The organism is Thermohalobacter berrensis (assembly GCF_003609645.1).
Taxonomy (GTDB): domain Bacteria; phylum Bacillota; class Clostridia; order Tissierellales; family Thermohalobacteraceae; genus Thermohalobacter; species Thermohalobacter berrensis.
On record NZ_MCIB01000001.1, the window covers coordinates 383,029 to 404,977 of the forward strand.

Consider the following 21,949-nt stretch of genomic DNA (forward strand, 5'->3'; position numbering starts at 1 on the left):
TTTAGTTATTATTTTTTATAATTTCAACAAATGTATCATTAAAAGCGATTTGTCCTCCCATATCTGATGAAATGTTATTAGTTAAAAAATTTGGAGCTCCATGTTTATGCCACCAGCCTATATACATATGAATTATATTATCAGGAATATTATCTTTTATAATTACTTGGACCTTAATTTCTCCATTTTTTGACTTTAAGGTTACTTTTTCGTTGTCTTTTAAATCGTAGCTCTTAGCTAAATTACTATTTAAATATGCCTTTGTAATTCCTTTAACATCCATAAAATGTTGAGAGAATAATGAATCCCTAGGATGGCTAGTAATTAATCTTATTTTATTATTAGTTTGCTTATTGTAAACGGGGAGTGGACTTAGTCCATCTCCTTTTGCTTTCTCAGAATATATTTCTATTTTTTTGGAAGGTGTTTTAAATTCTAAATTTTTCCAGGCTACTTTTTCAGTTTGAATTGTTATTTTACCCTCTTTTATTTTTTCTAAATCTATATTTATTTCTTTTAAAGGCTCAATTACTTTGTTAAGATATTCTTTCTTAGAAACAAGAGGATATTCTTTAATATCCATTTTCTTAGATAATTCTTGAAAAAAATAATATTCATCCATTAGTTTATTTTTGGGTTCAACTGCTTTCTCATTGTATATAATGTAAGGATTATTCATTGAAGAAAAAACTATATCTTCACTTTCTAATGTATTAGTACAAGGAATAAATAGATCACATTCATTCGCCGTATCAGTCATAAAAAGGTCTATACATACTTTAAAATCTATTTTTTCAAATGCTAATTTTACTTTATTTAAATTAGGCATTTGTGTTAAAGGATTGGCTTTTGTTATAAACATTGCTTTAATGGGAGGATTATCTTCTTTTATTATAAAATTATAAAAATTTGATACATTAAAATATCTTGTATTATGAGCATATTTTAAGCTATTATAGGGATCAAGATTTAAAATATCTGGATAGACCCTATTTGCATAATTAACTCCTCCACCTTCTATTCCTATATTACCAGAAATAGATGCTAAGGCATCAATTGCTCTCACGGTATTGCCACCATTTTTATATCTTTGTAATCCATAACCAATATAAGTAGTTGAAGGACCCTTTTGGGTATACAAATATGCTAATTTTCTTATTATTTCTATACCTACACCTGTCTCATCTGATAGATAGTCTAAATCAAGAGTTTTTAGGTAATTATTATACTCTTTAAAACCTTTAATATAGTTTCTTACAAAACTTTCATTATAAAGCTTTTCTTCAATTATAATTTTTGTAATTGCCATAGCTAAAGCACCATCAGTTGAAGGATTTATTCTGATATATGTATCAGCAATTTTAGCAGTATCAGTATATATCGGATCAATAACTATGATTCTTTTTCCTTTCTTTTTAGCTTTCTTTAACATGTACATTAAATGGATAGATGTGTTTGCTGGATTTCTACCCCAAATTATTATATTTTTAGAGTTTAATATATCATCTAACGTATGTCCCTTTATATCTCCGAAATCGTATTTCTGGGCTTGTATACCTGCTCCCCAGCATAGGCTACCCTTAGGTAAAGTTATTCCCCCTAAAAAGTTAAAAAAAATATTTTCAATACTTTTTAACACACCACCTGATCCAGACTCAAAATAGTGAAGTATAGAGCTAGAGCCAAATTTCTCTTTATAATTCCTTAACTTCTTACTAATTAATTCTAGGGCCTCATTAAATGTTATCTCAATCCACTTCCCATTTTTCTTAAACATAGGACTATATTTTCTATTTTTATGATATAGCCTTTCTAAATGCTTTTTTCCCTTAACACATATAATTCCCTTAGTATAAGGATGCCCCTTATCTCCTTCAATTTTTACAACTTTCCCATTATCTATATAGACTTTAAATTTGCACAAGTCCCAACAGTCTAAAGTACATCCATGATTTACAACTTGCATGTTCTAACTCCTTCCTTACTATTATAGGCTTTCTCAGTAAGATAACCCCAATATCTTTTAGGCATGTTTTTCATTTGTAATTTAGGATTAATCCTATCTTTAATAGCAATATTAATAAAATATTCTACCCAAAGCTTTTGATATAGTAACTCATTTTTATCATACTTTATTGCTTCTTTAATGGAGCTAATATCTTTAATTATCCATTCTTTTTTATTATATATGGAACCAATTTTCCTTTTTACATCGTGAATTATCCAGTATTGATCAGAAAACCGTTTAGCAAAATGTGGTGATACAAGACCTATAATATTATACTTGGGTTCTATTTGAGAATAATATATATTATTTTCAAGCTTTTTAAATCTTATTAATCCAAGAATTAAATGTCTTTCATGCCTAACCCTTTGGGCTATTTTATGTATCTTTGAGACTCTTTTATCTGATAAATATTTATCTATATCTTCTTTAACCTTAAAACCCAACTTAATATAATCATATATCCATGTTCCAACATTAGGTAATTCTGATAAATATGCATAAAATATGTTTCTTAAAGCATTTCGAGATACTTTTTCTCTAATTGAATTATACACTCTTTCTGCTTTTTTCTTATGAGTTTTTATATGTACTTTAGGAATAAACAAGTTTTGCTGAAAGTCATTTTCAGCAAAAATTTTTACAGGATTTTCTCTTCTATAATATGACTCATAAATTGCTGTTAATAGTCCATCAAAGCTGCCATCGTATATATAGTAAATCATTATAGCTCCCCCGTTATTATAGAATAACTATCATGTTTTTTAAAACACTAGGATATAAGTTAAACATTGAAATCTGTTGACCTTCAGAAGTCTTATATTTTAAATTGTAGTTATTACCTATTAACATTCCTCTTATTTTGTCTATATTTACATTCTTTGGCCCATAATACTTACCTTTACATGTTATAAAATATTTAGCTCTTTTTAATACAACACCTATTCTCTTAAGGTCTTCATAATTTAAAGAATTCATCTTTCTAGCAGTAACAATTCTTTTAGCTGACCTAATTCCTAACCCAGGTACTCTTAATAGCATTTCATAACTAGCTTTATTAATTTCAACGGGAAAGAGATGAATATTTTTTAAAGCCCAATCAGATTTAGGGTCAAGGTGTACGTTAAAATAGGGTTTAGAACTATAAAGAAGCTCGTTTGCTTTAAATCCGTAAAAACGTAAAAGCCAGTCAGCTTGATATAATCTGTGCTCTCTCAATAAAGGTGGAGTTGAAATGCTTGGTAAATTAGGGTGCTTTGATACAGGTACATATGCAGAGTAATAAACTCTTTTTAACCTAAATTGTTTGTAGAGGATTTCAGTAAGTCTAAGAATATTAAGATCAGTATCTTCAGTAGCACCTACAATCATTTGAGTAGTCTGACCTGCTGGAACAAATTTTGATGCATTTTTGTACTTTCTTACTTCTTCTCTTTTTTCTTTAATTTTATTACTGATTGCTCCCATTGGTTTGATAATAGATTCTCTCTTCTTTTGCGGGGCTAATAGTTTAAGATCCCTGTTAGAAGGTAATTCAACATTTACGCTTAACCTATCAACATATTTTCCTGCCGACTCTATAAGTATAGGGTCTGCCCCGGGTATAACTTTTAAATGTATGTATCCATTAAATTTTTTCTCATCTCTAAGCTTTTTTACTGTTTCTAATAATAATTCCATTGTATAGTTAGGACTCTTAAGAATAGCTGAACTTAGAAATAGACCTTCTATATAATTTCTTTGATAAAAATTTATGGTAAGATCAACTATTTCATCTGGAGTAAAGGTAGCCCTTAGGATATCATTTGTTACCCTATTTATGCAATATGCACAATCATATATACAAAAGTTTGTAAATAGAATTTTTAGAAGTGATATACATCTACCATCTGCTGACCAACTGTGACATATCCCACTATGATATGTATTGCCAATTCCCTTATTATTTTTTCTTTTACTACCACTTGATGAACAGGAAACATCATATTTTGCTGCATCTGCCAAAATTTTTAATTTATCTAAAAGTTCCATTTGAACCACCCCAAAATTATAAGTGTGATAATTATTTTACCACAATAACCAGAATTTCGCAAACATATGTTCCCTTAATCGTTATGTTTTAACTTTTTAAGCCTTAGTTTTAATCTTTTTTCATAACCATTATTAGTTGGATTATAAAATTTAGCATTTACCATATTATCTGGTAAGTATTGTTGCTTTACATAAGAATTAGGATAATTATGTGGATATAAGTAAGTAGAGTTATCTGTATTCTCTTTACCTAATTCCTTTTTTAGCTTCTTCTTTGTAAAATCCATTAAATGGGGCGGTACTTTTCCTGTTTTAAATTTTTCAACATATTCTAACGCTTTATTAATTCCCTTATAACTTGCATTACTTTTAGGTGCACATGCTACATAAACAGCAGCTTGTGCTAAAGGTATTCTACCTTCAGGCATTCCTATAAAATCAAGTGCATGGTAGGCAGACACAGCTATATTTAATGCATTTGGATCTGCATTGCCAACATCTTCAGAGGCACAAATAATTATTCTCCTTGCAATAAACTTTGGATCTTCTCCGGCATAAATCATTTTTGCCATCCAATATAATGTAGCATCAGGATCTGAACCCCTCATACTTTTAATAAATGCAGACACAGTATCATAATGTTCACTACCGTTTTTTTCATATTTTATAGCCCTCTTCTGAACACTTTCTTGAGCAATATCTAGAGTAATATTAATTTTTCCCTTTTCATCTGGTTCTGTAGTCAATACGGCTAATTCTAATCCATTCAAAGCTATTCTTGCATCTCCATTTGAAATATTAGCAAAAAACTCAATAGTTTCATCATCAATATTTACTTCAAACATGCCTAATCCTTTTTCCCGGTCTTGTAGGGCTCTAATAATAATTTTTTTAACATCATCTTTACTTAAAGACTTAAGTCTAAATATCATTGACCTAGAAATTAAGGCCTTGTTAACTTCAAAATATGGATTTTCGGTTGTTGCCCCAATAAGTATAATTGTTCCATTTTCTACATAGGGTAAAAGGGCATCCTGTTGAGATTTATTAAACCTGTGAATCTCATCAATAAATAAAATTGTTCTTTTATTATACATTCCTAATCTTTCTTTAGCTTTTTTTATTACTTCTCTAATATCCTTTACACCTGATGTCACAGCGTTTAATTTTTCAAAATAGTTTTCAGTTTTATTAGCAATTATTTTAGCCAATGTTGTCTTTCCAGTTCCAGGTGGACCATAGAAAATAATAGAACCTAATCTATCAGCTACAATTGCTCTATAGAGTAATTTTCCCTTTCCAATAATATGTTCTTGTCCCACAAAATCTTCTAAAGTATTTGGTCTCATCCTTTCTGCTAATGGAGCTTTCTTTTTAATATTTTCTTCTGCAGTTAAACTAAATAAGTCCAATATCCCACCACCTTTTCATTTATTAGTTTAGAATTCTTTTTATAACGTTTAAAGTATACTCTATATCCTTTTCATCTATATGGTAATGGGTTACAAACCTAATTGTATGTTCGTCAATTTTTGTAGCTAAAACTCCTTCTTTTTTCATTTCATAAACAAAACTATCTGAATTATAGCCTGTATCTTTTAGGTTCACCATAAGTATATTAGTTTGAATTTTATCCTTATCTATATTAATACCTTTAATATCATCTAGACCAAAGGCCAATTTTCTTAAGTTCTCATGATCTTTTACTAGTCTATGAGTCATTTTTTCTAGTGCTATTATGCCAGCAGCTGCTAAAATACCTGCTTGCCTCATACCTCCCCCCAGTAATTTCCTAAATTTTTTAGCTTTTTCTATAAACTTTTTATCTCCAGCTAAAATAGAACCAACAGGAGCACATAATCCCTTTGATAAACAAAACATGACACTATCACAATATTTAGCTATATCTTTAACATCACAATCCAAATATGTGGAAGCATTAAAAATTCTTGCACCATCTAAGTGAACTGGTATTCTATGTTGTTGTGCAAGCTTAAATATTTCTTCCATTCTATTTAATGGTGTTACTACTCCTCCTGCCATGTTATGTGTATTTTCTAAACAAATTAATCCTGTTTGTGGAAAATGAATATTTTTACTTCTTATAGCTTCCTTTATAACTTTTGAATTTAAAATTCCGTCTTCTCCTTTAACTATTTTAGATTGAAGTCCTGAAAGAAAAGCCAATCCTCCTACTTCAAACATAAATATATGTGAATTCTCTTCAAGAATAATTTCCTGTCCCCTTTCAGTATGAGTAAGTAATGCCAATTGATTTCCCATAGTTCCGGAAGGCACAAATAGTGCGGCTTCTTTTCCTATTTTTTCAGCAGCCAATTCTTCTAACTTGTTTATGGTTGGATCCTCTCCATATACGTCATCACCAACTTCTGCTTCATACATAGCCTTTCTCATCTCTTCAGTAGGTTTTGTTATAGTGTCACTTCTAAAATCTACAATTTTCATTTATAGTCCCCCTTATATGAAAACAAAGTATTACAATGTCAAAAAAAAATTTTTCATTGTTGTAATTAAGCGAATTTTGCCCATTTCCTAGGCAATAAAAGAAATCCCTTTCTGAATGAAAGGGTTAATTTAAAAATATTTAGATACAAATCTACCAGTAAAAGGATATGAATAACATTCTCCCTCCACTATTTTAACTACTGCTACTATTGGCAAAATTAACCCTGCTATTACGACTACCAATAATATGGGAATTCCTATTAAAATAAACGTCAATAATGCACCGATAGCTGATCCTAAAAATAATGTTATTTGAAAGCACAATGCCTCTTTAGCCTGTTGCTTAACAAATAAATCTTTACTTACAATCAGAATTATTATAGGTGCTAAAATAGGTATTCCCACAAATGTGCCTAAATGTGCTATTGCAGATAATAACTTTTGTTCAGTTGTATACATTCTATTTCCCTCCAAATAAACTCTTATTATAATTATATTATAGTCATTTAAGTTTATAAAGTTAAAAAAACGTCCCATACGGGACATTTTTTATATAAAAATCTTAGATACATATTCTGAAGTTAATGATTTAACTACTCCTCCATAGGTTAACTTAAATGAGATTTTATCCCCTACCTTAAAATTTTTGTCACATTCAGTAACATCTAATATTAAATGATCACTACTTGCTCCCAATATTGATATACATTTGTCTTCCGGAATTATATCTTCAATATCTATATCCTGTTTACCTATAGCACAAATTGCTCTTTTTCTTATGCCCTTATCCTCAAAAGTTGGTTTATTACCAAAGGCATCCATTCCAATTTCTCCTATTGGAACTGATGGTTTTTCTTTTAATTCTATTATTTCAACTACTAGTCTAAAACCATCATCATATGTATTTTCAATTTTATTACCATAGGCAGTTTCTCTTCCTAAGATAATTGATTCACCTAATCTTAAGTTATTTATCTCTTTAGGCATTTCACCTTTGTCAATAAGATGAATACTACTAGAATTACCTCCCGAAATAATTTCTAGTTTAATGTCTAACTTTTCTTCTATTTCCTTTTTTATATCAACTAATTTGCTTAAATTTTCTTTACTTGGTATTACTCCACCATAGCAAGTCAAGTTAGTTCCAATGCCTACAAGTTTTACCCCTTTTAAGTTTTTAATTTGATTAACATACTTTAAAATCTTTTCTTTTTTAAAAATACCTTCCCTTAAATCACCTAAATCTATCATTAAAATTACTTTATGTACTTTCCCTTTTTCTAGTGCTTTTTCTGAAAGTTTCTTAATAGTTTCCATTTCAGAGTTTAATGATATATCTGCATATTGAACTACTTGTTCTGTTTGGCTTAACATAGGTAATCTTAATAGTAATTTAGGTAATTTAATATCCTTTAATTTTTTTAGGTTTTCAATCCTAGAATCGGCAACTATTGAAATTCCACCTTCCACCATTGCCTCTGCAACTTCTTTTATTCCGCAAAAACTCTTTGTTACACCTGTAACTTCAATCCCAATATCTTTACATTTATCGACTAAAACCTTAGTATTATGTTTTATTTTTTCTAAGTTTATTTCTACCCTAGGATACATGATAAATCCTCCTATTTCTATAAAATAAGTTTTCTTAAGATAGTAGCGGAGAATTAACCCTCCGCTACTATCTTAAGACTTTCTTTTAATAATTTCAAAGCTGCTTCAGGATATTTTTTTGACATGACACCTAAGGTTGCCATAATATAATTATTGTCTATTAATATTTCTGCTTCTTTATTTGGCAATAACTCATTACCTTTATTGCTCAAAGGAATTTCCTTCATAAGTTCTACTCTTCTAGGCAACCTAGTTAAAGCTCCACCTGTTCCAATAATATATTTTACATTTGTCAAATCTTTACCTTCAGCAATTGTTTTCTTACCATTAGGGCCATATAAATGCCTAAACTTTCCAGAATGCCTTTTTACAGCAGTAACTATTGCTTCTAGGGTAAGTTCTTCAACAAACCTTTTTTCCTTATTTGTTTGAGGTATTGGTTTGTGATTTTCTATTAATTTTTTCACTTCATCTATTGAAATATTTAATCTTTCACTTAATTTTTCAATTCCTATTCTATTTACTATATTTTTCATATTTACATAAACACCTAGGTCTCCTTCTACAGTTCGTTTAGCAAAGGGCTCTGGGCTTACAAGCATTCTATTTACTTCTTCACTTCCCTCAGTCACTGAATGAACATCTGTTGTGGCTCCACCTACATCTAATGTTACTAAGTCCCCTATTTCATTATAAAGTAGTTTTGATGCAAGCATAACTGCTCCAGGAGTAGGAATAATAGGTCCTGTTACCATTTCCCTTACTTTAGTCATACCTGGCGCATGGGTTATATGTTCTTCAAATACTTCTTGTATTACTTTTCTTGTTGGTTCAATATTTAATTGGTCTATTTTGGGATATACATTTTCAACTATGTAAAGTTTTGATTTTGTTTCTTCGAATAAAAGTTTAATCTCTTCATGATTTTCTATATTACCAGCATAAATAACTGGAATTTCTAAGTCTAATTCAGCAATTTTTTCTGCATTATAAAGTGCTGTATCCCTTTCACCATAATCTACTCCGCCTGCTATTAAAATAATATTCGGTTTAATTTCCTTTAATTTTTTTATGTCAGTACGTCTTAATCTTCCTGCAGTAATCTGATGTATATTAGCTCCTGCCCCTAATGCAGCTTCTTTAGCAGCCCTTACTGTCATATCATAGACTAAACCATGAACTGTCATTCTGAGTCCGCCTGCTGCACTACTTGTAGCTATTAATTCATCGTATTCAATATTTTTCGCACCTAAATTTTCCTTTAGATTGTCGATAGCACCTTTTAATCCTATATTTACATCTCCATCAAGAACAGTAGTTGGTGCCTGCCCTTGACCGATAAAGGCAGGCTTCCCACTACTTATTCCATTAAATGCATTTACTACAGTTGTAGTACTTCCTATTTCCGCAACCAAAAGGTTAATTTTCATTTCTCATTTCCTTCCTTCTCTTAACTAGGAAAGTTGCTACATGAACTCCTTTAGTTCCTCTACCAAATCCTGCATCCATTCCATTTTCTACTGCTAAATCATTTGAAACTTGTGTACCGCCTGAAACTAACATAATTCTATCTCTTATACCCTTTTCTATACATAGTTCATGGATTCTTTTCATGTTTTTATAGTGGATATCATCATGGCTAATTATTGTTGAAGCTAGGATTGCATCAGCGTTTAACTCTATCGCCGCATCAACTAACTTTTCTACAGGGACTGAAGTTCCTAAGTAATGACATTCTATACCATATTTTTCTATGCCACCATGTTTAATATCTATTATTTCCCTTAGACCAACTGAATGTTCATCTTCTCCAACAGTTCCAGCTACTATTTTCATAGGTTCCATTTCAATTTCTTTTCTTATCTCATCGTCTGACATAACCTCAGGTTTTGGTGGAATATCTAACTCAGCAGTATCTATTGTAAATGGGACCTTACCTTTTAGTTCTATTCTTGTACCTTCAGCCTCTTGCATAACTTCCTTATGAATTACTTCCACATCTTCAAGACCCATTTTCTTGCCAAATTCAAGGGCAGCAAATTCAGCTACTCTCTCTTCTACAGGTAAGAATAATGTAATAAGTATTACTCCATCTCCCATCCATTCCATTTCAGGTTTTATTTTGGTAGTTTCCCTTAGTTCTTTTGTTTCTTCTAATCTTTTATGAACATTATCATTTTCATCTAATTCATCTATAAAGATTATTTTGTCAGGGTTTTCAAATGTACTTCCACTTATTAATGATGATGGATTATCAACTGCTTTTTCATCGTATTGTGCAATATTATTGTATCCAAAGTGTGCAGTTACAGGTGCCATATAATCTTCTTCTCTTTCAACAACAGTTCCAGCACCAATACCACCATCAATTTTTCTAACAATACCGTCACCATTTCTTTCTGGATAGTATCCAGAATCAACAAAGAACCCTTTTTCTACTGCTTTAAAGTATCCCCCAACTTCTAAGATCTCTTCCATAAATAATACTGCTCTTTCTTTTAATTCTCTTACTTTTTCAGCTAACTCACCTTCATTTCTTTTAAGCTGCACCATTTCTCTTAAACCATCCATACCTACTAATGCCTGTTTAGCTGTATCACATGCTTCTATATTGTAAATATGCCACGGTACATTTCTACCCTCATCAGGAGTAATTGTTGATTGTATGTCTGCATTTGTAAGTCTTGATATAAGAAGGTTTAATACGTGAGTTACTGTTGCTTCTCTAGTTGAAGATTCCATATACTTAGTATTCATTTGTGCCCTCATCTTATAATCTTTAAACAATTCCCTTAAAGCTACAGCATAAGGTAAATCTATTCTCATACATGGTGCTGGAGGTGCTGTAGGAGGTACTGTTGATAAACAAATATTCTCTTTTTTCATACCAATTTTTACAGAATACATACTATTTAAAGCATGTTGAACCATTAACTCTGGCATTACCTTCCATGCTTCCCTAGCAGTTGCATTTGCATTATGTGCACCATCAATTTGAGCCATATCAGCCCAAACCATTACTTTTTTAGCAACAGCTGCATCAACAAAAGACCTAATCATATTAATATTTCTATATAATACGTTGTATTGTGGGTCCTGATGAGCACCATTTACCCCTTCCTCTGCAAACATTACAGCAATCTCTGGTCCTGCTACACCACTAACATAGGAGTGATAATTAATTGGTCTTCCAACTTCATCTTCAATTAAATCTAATGCTTTTCTTTGAGCTCTAACCTGTTTTCTAGTAACTGGAATTCCACCTACACCCTGTGGTGTACCTTCTATTAGGCCATCGAAATGACTTTGTCCAGCTGTTCTTATAACCATAATATGGTCAGCACCATGCCAAGCTGCCATTCTCATACGTCTAATATCATCTTCAAATCTTCCAGAAGCTATTTCTGTTGTTATAACATAATCTGGTTGAGGATCAATATTACCAAAACTTCTTGCTGCTGGAAGAGGCTGACTTTGTTTTAATGACTCTGATGTTTCATAGTATTCAAATTCACCTATTTTTCTTTTTTGTCCAGTTCCTTTTCTCCAAGTCCATCCTCTTCTTCTTGGTCTATATTTATCTATATCTTTTAGTATATAGTTTAAATCAAGCTTTTCATTTGGCTTTAACTTCATTACTTTTCACCCCCTCTAAATATTCTTACAACTTCATCCCACATTTCTCCATCAGCAAGTTTTAATCCAGCTTCTCTAATTTCCATATTTTTCTCTTTAGCAAGCCTATATACTAAATGTCCTGCCCCTTTTCCAAGAAGATTTCTATCAACCGCACCCTCAACTATTGCTTTAGCCTCTAAGCTTGAAAATCCCATTCTTAAAAGTACAGATCTTTCAATTGATGGTGATGTATGCTTATATGCTAATTGAATCATAGGATTAACAATTTTTTCAGCTAACTCCCAAAACCTTTGTTCCAATTCTTCTTCTGTCAAATCTTTTAAGTGCTGTCTTCTTTTTTCAAAATCATCTGCTCTTTTCAAGGTAAACCCTCCTTTAATATTTTATGTCTAGCTCATTTAATACTTTTATTACAAAGTCCTCTGAAGAGTTAGTATCTTCTGCTAGGAACTTAAGATCAGTTTCTGATACTTTGTCTACTTTGGTATGTTTTATACAGTTTTTAATATATGATTTTTTTATTTTATTTAAATCTATATCCCTTACTTTTATTAAGTTAGGTTCTTTTGGAAGAATGATATTTTTACCTGGTACTTCTTCATCTGGATTTCCAACAATTACCTCAATTCCATTTTCTTTTGCAAATGACAATTGAGGTTGTATATGCTTACCTGCACCTGTATATTCTGTCTCCTGTACTAAAATCATTTTGTCCTCATCTAATTCTTGAGCCAATGCAAAAGCTGCAGCTAATGAAGTATTCCCTGCAGGTCCTCTTTCAAGGCCTTCTAATTGTGCTAATGCCTCAGTAATATAGAATACTTCCCCTTGGTTAACCGTTACATATCTGTCCATATATCTTAATGACCTTGCTGCAGAGCGTGGTACATCAGACCTGTCTGGCCAGGTTGCAAATGGTATACCAAATCCAGTATGACCTGTAGTAAATGACTTTCTATTAAATTGAGTATCACTTGCCATATGAAGCCCTTTTAGATTTACACTTGCTCCAACTATTTTTACCTCTGTTGCACCAGCCTTTATAAGTCCCCTCGCAGTACCTGTAAGGTTACCTCCACCAGCATTTGTGGCAACAACAACATCAGGGTCTCTACCTTCTTTTTCCCTAAATTGCATTGCAATTTCATATCCTAATGTTTCTACTCCAGCTATTCCATAAGGAGTATATAATGATGCATTAAAATATCCAGTTTCTTCTAATAGTTTTAGAAAAGTATAAAACAATTCTGGTCCAACTGTAAGTTGTACTACTTCAGCCCCATATGCCTCGCATTTTCTTGCTTTTTCAATAATTTCAGGTTGACCTATCCCCCTTGAATCATAACATTCCTGTACAATAATGCATTTTAAACCTCTCATTGCTGCTTGACTTGCAACTGCAGCTCCATAATTACCACTTGTTGCTGCTATAACACCTTTATAACCTTTCTTTTTGGCATGATAAACACTTGCAGATGCTCTTCTTGCTTTATAGCTTCCAGAAGGATTAGCAGCTTCATCCTTAATAAATATTCTCGCACCTTTTCCTTTAGGAGCTAACTTTCTTGCCAATTTTGTTAAGTTTTTAAGTTCATATATTGGAGTATTACCTACACCTACTTCAGCCTGAATCTTTTGCATTTCACTTAATGTATACCCTGTTTCCCTCATCATCTTTTCATAATTAAAAGCTATAGAGTCTGTTTCAAATTTTTCATAATCTATACCTACTGCCTTTTTCATTATTTCATTTTTTCTCTCCATTACTGCTCTATAGCTCATATCTTTACTCATTAACTTCACCACCTTCAAGGAAACTGCGTAATTGTTTCCCTATATATAATAGTTCAGGAACGCATTTTCCAAAGTCATGGTCATAATAGGGGTTTATTTCTATTAATTTACCCTTTACCTTTCTACCTATATAAGTTTCAATTTCTACTTCATCTCCTATTTTAGCTTCATCATTTAATAGAAAACCTTTAACCCACATCTCTAATGGAACTTTTTTTGTGTCATCAGGTACCTTAGGAGCTCTTTCTTCTGGATTTAAAACAACATTATGTATTCTAACCCAGTCACCTTTTTTGGCAATCTTCATCGTAAATCACTCCTTTATTCAATTAGATCTCTCATATCTCCCATTATTGCTCTTGGTACAGGTAAATCTAGCATTGTCTTTAATCCTGGCTTAGCATTTATCACATGAGGTATCATATTAACACACATTGCTATAGTACCAATACCTCCAGGTATTTCAGGTTTAATTTGTAGATTTATGTTAGGTATTCCTTTAATTGTTATATAATCTCCCGTTTCTACTCCTTCTTTTTCTGGAAGTATTTGTTGCGGATGATCCATTTCTATTAGAACTTTTCCATCAACATATCCATAACCTCTTTGTCTTATTCCTGCTAAATTACCTGGTTCAACCTCCGCATATTGAGTCTTTCTATATGTTTGAGATACTATTGGGTCTTTAGTTTGTTCAATTTTATCAATTTCCCAACCAATTCCATCTGCAATCATTTTTATAGATTCTGGGAAACCAACATGGCCTGCTAAATCATCTTTTTCTACTCTTTCTTCAAACTCTTCTTCAGTAATTCCAACACCTTGTTCTTCCATAACTGCTCTACCAAAAGGTGATAGGTCATTGATTCTCGCTGCCTTAATACTTTCTACACTTTCACATGTACCAGTTAAAGCTAATATTAGATAGTCAAGTACGAAGCCTGGATTAATCCCTGTTCCTAAAACTGATACACCGTTTTCCTTAGCTATTTTATCCATCTTTTCAGCCAATTCTGGAGACTGTGCTTGAGGATATGCCATTTCCTCTGCTGTTGAAATAACGTTAATTTTATTTTCTAAACAGAATTTAATCTTATCAAAAGCATTTTTAGTAAATGAATCAGTAGCTAATAATACTACATCTGCACATCCTTCTTTTACAACATCTTCAATATTCTTTTTGATAATTACCTCTGGTCTATCTTCTTTTTCTATTCCTAAAACTTCATACATACTTTTATCTACTCTATTTTTATTTCTATCACATACGCCAACTATCTCTACTCCTTTTTTCTTTAATAGCATCTTTGCCATTCCACTACCCATAGCTCCAAAACCCCAAATTATTACTTTAACTTTTTCCATTTAGATACACCTCCATATTTTTAATATTTTTATTTTTCATCTATATTTTATGCAATTATCCTGCCAACATTGGATCAAAAACAAAATTATATGTTTTTTGCTAATTTTCGCATAATTTAAAGTTTTTTGATTTTCATCAAATTATACATTTATGGCCATAAATTAAAATAACCGCAAAATAATTTGCATATTGGTGCAAACTATTTTGCGGTTATCATTTTAGATTATATTTTTTTATCTTATGTTGTAAGGTTTGTCTTTTAATTTTCAAGAGTTTTGCAGCTTTAGTTATATTATAATTCGTGTCTTTTAGTGCCTTTAAAATTAATTTTTTTTCAATATTACTAATTACATCTGGTAGTGAATTATTAAAATTAATTTCTTTCGAAACATCTATTTGATTTTCATTTTCTCCATTAATAAATGTAGGAAAGTGTTCCTTCTTTAAAACATGTTCATCATCTTGAATAAGATTAATTGCACCTTCAATCATATTTTCTAATTCCCTTACATTACCTGGCCAAGAGTATCTCTTAAAATTATCTTGAACATCTTGTGATAACATCCAGACATTTTTACCAAGTCTTTTATTATATTTGCTAATGAAATAATCACAAAGTAATCCTATATCTTCTTTTCTTTCTCTCAAAGATGGAACTTTTATAGAAATTACATTTAATCTATAATATAAATCCCTTCTCAAATTTCCTTTTTTTACAGCTTGTAAAGGATCTTCATTTGTTGTAGCAATAACTCTTACATCAATAGGTATATCCTTAAGTCCCCCAATCCTTCTTATATAACCTTCTTGCAATACTCTTAAAAGTTTAGTTTGTAATGTAAGTCCCATTGAATTTATTTCATCTAACAGTAATGTACCACCGTTTGCCTGCTCAAATAAACCAGGTTTGTCTGTAGCACCTGTAAAACTTCCTTTAATTGTACCAAACAAAATACTTTCCAGTAATGATTCAGGTAAAGCCGCACAATTTTGAGCTATAAAAGGTTTATTTTTCCTTATTCCACAATAATGAATACTTTGAGCAAATAATTCTTTGCCTGTACCAGTTTCACCATAAATTAAAACTGTAGAGGAAGTTTTAGTGGCTTGCCTTGCCAGATTAATAGCATTTTTTATTTCTCTACTATTTCCAATAATATTATCAAAAGTATATTTAGGTATAGTTTGTCTATTTTTATTATTATCACCTTTTTCAGTAAGCTCTAGCTGTAAATCAACCAACTGTTCAGACAACTTTTTAATTTTAGTTACATCTTTTGCTATTTCCAATGCCCCAATTCTTTCCCCACTGTAAAATATGGGTATTGTTGTGTTAACAGTAGTTATTTTTTCACCTTTATAATTTAAATAGGTCTGATTTCTATTTAAAATTGGTCTACCTGTCTTCATAACTGTAAATAAAGTACTTGTCTCTTCATCAAGGCTAGGAAAAATATCTAGTAATTTTTTATTAATTACTTGGGCTTTTTCTAACCCCTCTAATTGAGCCATATTATCATTGTATATAATTGTTTTACCATTTTTATCAATAACATGAATGCCTTCATCTATATACTGCAAAATTTTTTGCAGTATTAAATTATCTAATATCTCTTTTTTCATAGAATCACCTTTATAATTTTTTTAATAAAATTATATTTTAATTATATCTAAATCTCAATACTTGTAGCATTAAATTATATAAATAAAAACCCTTAGTTCATACTAAGGGTTTTTATAATTATTTATATAGTGGAAATTCTTCACATAGGGTTTTTACCCTTTCTTTAATTTCCTCTCTATCATTATTTTCATCTAATGTAAGGGAAATGATATCTGCTATTTCTTTCATTTGTTCTTCTTTCATTCCTCTAGTTGTTACAGCTGGAGTTCCAATTCTTAATCCACTTGTTACAAATGGGCTTTCAGGATCAAATGGGATAGTGTTTTTATTTGTAGTTACTCCTACATCGTCTAATAGTGCTTCTGCTTTTTTCCCTGTTAATCCTTTATTTCTTAAATCAATTAGAATAAGATGGTTATCAGTTCCACCTGAAACTAACCTGAATCCTTTTTCTTTTAAGCTCTCTGCTAAAACTTTTGCATTTTTAATAATTTGATTTTGATATTGTTTAAAGTCTTCTTGTAGTGCCTCTTTGAAGCTAACTGCTTTTGCTGCTATAACATGCATTAATGGTCCACCTTGTATACCTGGAAAGATAGCTTTATCTATTTGTTTTGCAAATTCTTTTTTACATAAAATCGCTCCACCCCTTGGACCTCTTAAAGTTTTATGTGTTGTTGTAGTAACAAAATGAGCATATTCTACTGGATTAGGGTGTAATCCAGTCGCTACTAAACCAGCTATATGAGCCATATCAACCATTAAATAGGCTCCAACCTCATCAGCAATTTCTCTAAACTTTTTAAAATCAATTGTTCTAGGATATGCACTTGCACCAGCTACTATAAGCTTTGGCTTTTCTTTTTTAGCTATTTCTCTAACTTCATCATAATCAATCTTTTCTGTTTCTTTATTCACACCATAGGATATAAAGTTAAAATATGTACCTGATATGTTAACAGGACTACCATGAGTTAAATGTCCACCATGTGATAAGTTCATTCCTAAAACTTTATCACCAGGTTGTAAAATTGCAAAGTACACAGCTAAGTTTGCATTTGCTCCAGAATGTGGTTGAACATTTGCATGTTCTGCCCCAAAAAGCTTTTTTAATCTATCTCTAGCTAGATCCTCAGCTATGTCAACAAATTCACATCCCCCATAATAACGTTTTCCCGGATATCCCTCTGCATACTTATTTGTTAGCTGACTTCCCATAGCCTCCATAACACTTTTTGTTACAAAGTTTTCTGATGCAATTAATTCAATTTTGGTCTCTTGCCTATTAATTTCATCTTCAATAGCCTTCATAATTTCTGGGTCAGCTTTTCTCAAGTTACTAAAATCCATCTTTATTACCCCTTTCTCATAAAAAAGTAATAGTAAATAATACCACATACTGAATAGTTCCCAATTCAAAATACATTTATACTAATTTTTTAATCAAGCTATATGTTTATTATATAAAATATAGTTAATATATTACAAGTAATTTGGTGTTCTATACAGGAGTTTAGCCAAAATATATTAAATAATAAATTATCTTTCCAATTTATAACATACTATTCTAATTATTTTGTATACTTCATCATTATATCTATTAATTCGTTTATTAATTCTTCTTTATTATTATCATTTATTTCTTTTAAGAAGCAATCTTTTACATGATTTTCTAATAATAATCCACCTACTTTATTCAATGCAGCCCTTGCTGCAGCTATTTGTATTAATATATCTTTACAGCATTTTTCTTCTTCTACCATTCTTTGAATACCCTTAATTTGTCCTTCTATCCTTCTTAACCTCTTTATTATTCCACTGGTTCCTACTATCTTTTCCATATACATCCTCCTAACATAATATTATATAGATTCAATTAGTTTCTGGAGTCTATTATATGCTTCTTTTAAAAATTTTTCTGGCTTACAATATTTTTCTCTTTGAGCTATAACCTCTAATGTTAAATTCCCTCTATATGATGGTATCAAAACATTTCTCATTACTTTTTGCCAATTGATAATACCTTCTCCTGGTAACCAATGACAATCATATACACCATTATTATCTGACAAATGGGTACAAATTAATCTATACTTCCATCTATTCAATATCCCACATTTTTCTTTTCCGTACAACCAATCATGAGAAGAATCATAGCAAAATCCTAAATAATCAGATTTAATATATTCTAGAAGATAATCTATAAAGCTATAATACTTTGTATTTTCTATAGCCAAAGTTACATTTAGTTCTTCTGCTTTTTTTGTAAGCTCATATAAAGAAAATAATCCATATTTATTTGGAGTTTTCAAAGCATTTTTATCAGAAACATGCATAACTATAATTGGTATATTATATTTTGCACATTCTTCAATCCATTCTATATGCGTTTTTATAGCTTTTTGGCGAATTAAATTTTCTCTACTCCATAAATCTTCACAGTAGTTGTAAGGTACATGGATATTTTCAATTAATAGTCCACATTCTTTTACTATTTTAGGCATATCTTCTTTTTTATACCCAATCTCATCTTCCCACCAAAGTGTAGTTACATCAAATCCAGCTTCTTTTATTAACCTTAGTCTTTTAGGTAAAGGAAGAATATAACCAAACCAAGAGAAAATACCTAATTTATACTTATCTGCTTTTCTATTCACTAAACTTCACCCTATATTATTAATAGTTATTATTAAATTAAACTTTTAGTGGATTTCTAATAAAAATTATGAAATATAGTAATCCTCCGAGTATTAGAGAATAGTTAAATCCTAGTTTCATCGATATTGCTAGAGAAAGTACAGACCCTGCAACTGACATTAAGCCATTTATTCCCCATGCCAAAGGAACTCCTCTATCTATATTAATAGTAGCAATACTTTTTATTCCTTTTGGAAATGGCATTCCCAAAAATAAACCTAATGGAAACATAAGTATCATTACCATAAAAAATTTCATAATGATATCCACATCTTTTTGAGTTCTAAAAATTATAGACATAGAAGCTATAACACATACTGTGACAATTGGAATCATTAGAAAAATATAATCCCTTTTCTTTTTAAAATTAGCAATAATTTTTGATTCACTTAGGAAACTTCCTATACCACTACTGAATAATAAGGAAAATAATATAAAACTAAAGGCTCTTGTTGTACTTCCAATGAATAAAATAGTCTTTTGGATAAGTGGAATTTCTATTAACATAAAAGCTAAACCTAATAGAGAAAAATATGTATATACTTTTCTTAATTGTTTATATTTGTTTATATAAACAAATATAAAACCTGCAACTATTAATATCCCTAACAGCATATATAAAAGTATGTTAGGCAAACCTTTTGTATAATCATAAAAGAATGGTCTATTATCCTTAGCAGGTCTTGCATTAAAATCAAAACTTTCTATAAACTCACCATAACTTATATTTTTTTCCTGGTAATAGTTATATAATGGATTTTCACTTATATAAGGCATACTAACAATCTTTATATTTAAAGGCTTTATAGCCTCTGAAATAATTTTAACTTCATTTCTTGTAAAAGGTGATTTTTTATAAATAGCTACAGGATTTGGAAAGCCAACCTTATTTTCAATTAAAATAAAATGTTTTGTAATATCACTTTTTTTAATTCCATTTTCCATTAATACTTTTACAGCTGTATTGACTGATTTAATTAACTCTCTAATATCATTAAATACAAATGTTAATATTCCATCATCTTTCAATTGATCAAAATACTCTTTATATGCTTCCTCAGTATATATATAGTTTTCAGATAACATTGCAGCAGAATAATCAACAACATTTGAAAATACTTTTCCTAAATAAATATGATTATATTTTTTTTCTGTTTTTTCAATAAATTTTCTACCATCTTCAATATATAGTTTTACATTATTTAAATTATAAATTCCTCCGTTAAATTTTTTGTATTTTTTAACTGCATCAATTGTAGATGGATTAATTTCTACTGCATCTATTTTTTTAGCGTTACCTAGTAGGGCTAAAAGTACATCTTGTCCTCCTCCAGAGCCAATTATTAAAGTATTGTCATTTTTTCCTAGTTTAAATGGAATATACTCTATACTTTCCTTTAAATATGACACTTCTCTTAAATCGCCATTAAATTTAACCATTGGGGCACTAGCTCCACCATCTGTTATAATTACCTTTCTATTTGGATCCTCTACATCTATAACGTCAGTTCTAGAAATTGAATCCCATTTTGTATATTCAATCTTTACATCTAGTTCTTTATTTTGTTTAAAGTAGGAAATAGCAGTGTGAGGACTAGTAAAATAAGCTGTAAAGTTCTTTTCTATGTTTACCCTTATAGGTTTATAAACAGATAAAATCAATAGTATCGTTAATAGACTTAATGTAAGAATAGTTTGCCTTCTTTTTTTTATACTTAAAAATAAACCACCTAATAAGGCCATTATAGAAACTACAAATAACGTTCCTATAAACCCTAGGTTGTCCATTAATAAAATAATCCCTATACTTCCAAAAGAAGAACCCAAAAGGTCTCCAAAGTATAATAAATGACCTATTTGCTTAAACTCTTTAAAAATTAAGGATAAAATAATTCCACCTAGAACAAAAGGCAGACTTGCTAAGACTGAATAAATTAAAAATAGCTTAATATATGGCAGTTTATAAATTATGAGTGTACATACAATATAACTAATTGCTAAAACAACAGGCATTAATGTTAATAGTTTGGAATTAAATTTATCATGATATAAAAATACTATAATAGCACCTATCCCTAGTCCTAAAATTGATAAAGACGTAACTAGAAACACAAAATGATAAACTAGAACTGTAGAAAAAAGCCTTGTTGTTAAAACTTCATAAATAAAGAGTGAAGAGGAAACAAAAAAAAGGCTTAGTATCAATGAATATTTATTTAAATTCTTATCTTTACTCAAAGCATTCAAAATAGCCACTCCCCTTTTGTTAGTAGATTTACTATTTATTTATTATTTTAACCATTTCAAAATTCAAGCTGTTTTTTTCTTTAATTTTTTTATCTATATTCTTTAGTATTATATAAGATAATCCTAATGAAAATAATCCAGTTAAAAAGCCTAGTGATTCATAATTACTAAACCCTAAACTTTTGAAACCATTGATACCAGCAAAAATACTTAAAATCATTATTATAAGTGGTACTACATAAACTATAAAAGCAGATTTTAAAACTACGTTAGTTTTCGTTTTTATCTCAACTAGATCGCCTTTTTCTGCTCCAAGGGTATTTTTCATTTTTACTCTTATTTTAGGTGCATTACAACCCCCACTACAACTACCACATTTATCTCCACAAGCTGAACTTCTTCTAATATCCACCTCAGCAATATTACCTTTAGTAGATACAATATAACCAATTTGATTCATAATATCACC

At 30.3% G+C, this 21,949-nt stretch carries 19 protein-coding genes; all 19 read right to left on the reverse strand.

Going from position 1 to position 21,949, the window contains the following annotated elements; all coding sequences use genetic code 11:
* Position 1: 1 nt before the first annotated feature.
* The 19 genes from BET03_RS02020 to BET03_RS02110 all read right to left on the reverse strand — a co-directional run bounded on the left by BET03_RS02020 (position 2) and on the right by BET03_RS02110 (position 21,940).
* A complete protein-coding gene (locus tag BET03_RS02020) occupies positions 2–1,966 on the reverse strand; it encodes a molybdopterin-dependent oxidoreductase (protein WP_120166706.1) in 1,965 nt (654 codons plus the stop codon).
* Positions 1,954–2,730, reverse strand: a complete 777-nt coding sequence (locus BET03_RS02025; protein WP_120166708.1) for a TIGR03915 family putative DNA repair protein — start codon at positions 2,728–2,730, stop codon at positions 1,954–1,956. Before BET03_RS02025 ends, BET03_RS02020 begins: the two co-directional genes overlap by 13 nt.
* A gap of 16 nt (positions 2,731–2,746) precedes the next feature.
* Positions 2,747–4,036 carry a putative DNA modification/repair radical SAM protein gene (locus tag BET03_RS02030; RefSeq protein WP_120166710.1) on the reverse strand — a complete coding sequence of 430 codons (1,290 nt, stop codon included), beginning with the start codon at positions 4,034–4,036 and terminating at the stop codon, positions 2,747–2,749.
* Between the two features lie 74 nt (positions 4,037–4,110).
* On the reverse strand, positions 4,111–5,448 hold the full coding sequence (locus BET03_RS02035; RefSeq protein ID WP_120166712.1) for a replication-associated recombination protein A: 1,338 nt from the start codon (positions 5,446–5,448) through the stop codon (positions 4,111–4,113).
* A 22-nt stretch (positions 5,449–5,470) separates the two neighbouring features.
* Positions 5,471–6,502 carry a low-specificity L-threonine aldolase gene (gene ltaE, locus BET03_RS02040; RefSeq protein ID WP_120166714.1) on the reverse strand — a complete coding sequence of 344 codons (1,032 nt, stop codon included), beginning with the start codon at positions 6,500–6,502 and terminating at the stop codon, positions 5,471–5,473.
* Between the two features lie 129 nt (positions 6,503–6,631).
* Positions 6,632–6,961: a DUF4870 domain-containing protein gene (locus tag BET03_RS02045; protein ID WP_120166716.1), complete on the reverse strand. Its 330-nt coding sequence runs from the start codon at positions 6,959–6,961 to the stop codon at positions 6,632–6,634.
* A 90-nt stretch (positions 6,962–7,051) separates the two neighbouring features.
* A complete protein-coding gene (orr, locus tag BET03_RS02050) occupies positions 7,052–8,113 on the reverse strand; it encodes an ornithine racemase Orr (protein ID WP_279230311.1) in 1,062 nt (353 codons plus the stop codon).
* A gap of 53 nt (positions 8,114–8,166) precedes the next feature.
* Positions 8,167–9,543 (reverse strand): GlmL-related ornithine degradation protein, encoded by a 1,377-nt coding sequence (locus BET03_RS02055; RefSeq protein ID WP_120166720.1) that lies wholly within the window; start codon positions 9,541–9,543, stop codon positions 8,167–8,169.
* Positions 9,533–11,749: a D-ornithine 4,5-aminomutase subunit OraE gene (gene oraE / locus BET03_RS02060; RefSeq protein ID WP_120166722.1), complete on the reverse strand. Its 2,217-nt coding sequence runs from the start codon at positions 11,747–11,749 to the stop codon at positions 9,533–9,535. Before oraE ends, BET03_RS02055 begins: the two co-directional genes overlap by 11 nt.
* On the reverse strand, positions 11,749–12,114 hold the full coding sequence (locus BET03_RS02065) for an ornithine aminomutase subunit alpha (protein ID WP_120166724.1): 366 nt from the start codon (positions 12,112–12,114) through the stop codon (positions 11,749–11,751). Before BET03_RS02065 ends, oraE begins: the two co-directional genes overlap by 1 nt.
* A gap of 13 nt (positions 12,115–12,127) precedes the next feature.
* Entirely contained in the window at positions 12,128–13,546 is a 1,419-nt protein-coding gene (gene ortB, locus BET03_RS02070; RefSeq protein ID WP_120166726.1) for a 2-amino-4-oxopentanoate thiolase subunit OrtB, read from the reverse strand.
* Entirely contained in the window at positions 13,539–13,853 is a 315-nt protein-coding gene (ortA, locus tag BET03_RS02075; protein WP_120166728.1) for a 2-amino-4-oxopentanoate thiolase subunit OrtA, read from the reverse strand. Before ortA ends, ortB begins: the two co-directional genes overlap by 8 nt.
* Before the next feature lie 14 nt (positions 13,854–13,867).
* Positions 13,868–14,911 carry a 2,4-diaminopentanoate dehydrogenase gene (gene ord / locus BET03_RS02080; RefSeq protein ID WP_120166730.1) on the reverse strand — a complete coding sequence of 348 codons (1,044 nt, stop codon included), beginning with the start codon at positions 14,909–14,911 and terminating at the stop codon, positions 13,868–13,870.
* Between the two features lie 214 nt (positions 14,912–15,125).
* Positions 15,126–16,535 carry a sigma-54 interaction domain-containing protein gene (locus BET03_RS02085; RefSeq protein ID WP_120166732.1) on the reverse strand — a complete coding sequence of 470 codons (1,410 nt, stop codon included), beginning with the start codon at positions 16,533–16,535 and terminating at the stop codon, positions 15,126–15,128.
* A gap of 118 nt (positions 16,536–16,653) precedes the next feature.
* Positions 16,654–17,886 (reverse strand): serine hydroxymethyltransferase, encoded by a 1,233-nt coding sequence (locus BET03_RS02090; protein ID WP_120166734.1) that lies wholly within the window; start codon positions 17,884–17,886, stop codon positions 16,654–16,656.
* 221 nt (positions 17,887–18,107) lie between these two features.
* Positions 18,108–18,377 (reverse strand): metal-sensitive transcriptional regulator, encoded by a 270-nt coding sequence (locus tag BET03_RS02095; protein WP_120166736.1) that lies wholly within the window; start codon positions 18,375–18,377, stop codon positions 18,108–18,110.
* A gap of 21 nt (positions 18,378–18,398) precedes the next feature.
* Complete coding sequence (locus BET03_RS02100) at positions 18,399–19,193, reverse strand: sugar phosphate isomerase/epimerase family protein (protein WP_120166738.1); 795 nt, start codon at positions 19,191–19,193, stop codon at positions 18,399–18,401.
* Between the two features lie 37 nt (positions 19,194–19,230).
* The gene (locus BET03_RS02105; protein WP_120166740.1) at positions 19,231–21,480 is read right to left on the reverse strand and encodes a spermine/spermidine synthase domain-containing protein; all 2,250 of its coding nucleotides are present in this window, start codon (positions 21,478–21,480) and stop codon (positions 19,231–19,233) included.
* Positions 21,481–21,511: 31 nt separating this feature from the next.
* Entirely contained in the window at positions 21,512–21,940 is a 429-nt protein-coding gene (locus BET03_RS02110; RefSeq protein WP_120166742.1) for a SoxR reducing system RseC family protein, read from the reverse strand.
* Between the last annotated feature and the right edge of the window lie 9 nt (positions 21,941–21,949).